Source organism: Variovorax sp. P5_A3 (assembly GCF_056400665.1).
Map to the genome: position 1 here is coordinate 1 of NZ_JBFUKW010000069.1, position 983 is coordinate 983.

At 66.0% G+C, this 983-nt stretch carries 1 protein-coding gene; it reads left to right on the forward strand.

The annotated features are described in order from the left end of the window. Positions 1–75: 75 nt before the first annotated feature. Positions 76–983: electron transfer flavoprotein subunit alpha/FixB family protein (locus AC1D3B_RS36180; protein ID WP_478195471.1), on the forward strand; the 908-nt coding region annotated here is incomplete at its 3' end.

Here is a 983-nt window from a genome sequence, read left to right on the forward strand (position 1 = left end):
CGGCGCCGGCATCAAGGTGCCCGATGTCGCCACGCTGGTGGACAAGCTGAAGAACGAAGCGAAGGTGATCTGATCATGACCGTACTTGTTATTGCCGAACACGACCACGCCACGCTCAAGCCGGCGACCCTGAACACCGTGACCGCAGGGATTGCCTGTGCGAGCGGTGATGTCCACGTCCTCGTGGCTGGTGCGAACGCCGCCGAAGCCGCCAAGGCGGCGGCCCAAGTCGCAGGCGTCGCCAAGGTGATCGTGGCCGACAGCCCGAGCCTGGCCGAGAACCTCGCCGAGAACGTCGCCGCCCAGATGCTGGCGATCGCGAAGAACTACAGCCACATCCTGTTCCCGGCCACGGCCAACGGCAAGAACGTCGCTCCGCGCGTGGCCGCCAAGCTGGACGTGGCCCAGATCAGCGACATCACCAAGGTCGACAGCCCTGACACCTTCGAGCGCCCGATCTATGCAGGCAACGCGATCGCCATCGTGCAGAGCAGCGATGCGATCAAGGTCGCAACCGTGCGCACCACGGGTTTCGATGCAGCAGCAGCCACCGGCGGCAGCGCAGCGGTGGAAACCGTGGACGGCGTGGCCGACAGCGGCAAGTCGAGCTTCGTGGGCCGTGAAGTCACCAAGAGCGAACGCCCTGAACTGACGGCCGCCAAGATCATCGTCTCGGGCGGCCGGGCSCTGGGCAGCGCCGAGAAGTTCACCGAAGTGATGGCGCCCCTCGCGGACAAGCTCAACGCAGGCCTGGGCGCCAGCCGCGCAGCCGTCGACGCAGGCTATGCCCCCAACGACTGGCAAGTCGGCCAGACGGGCAAGATCGTCGCGCCGCAGTTGTACATCGCAGCGGGCATCTCGGGCGCGATCCAGCATCTGGCCGGCATGAAGGACTCCAAGGTGATCGTCGCGATCAACAAGGACGAAGAAGCGCCGATCTTCAGCGTGGCCGACTACGGCCTCGTGGCGGACCTGTTCACGGC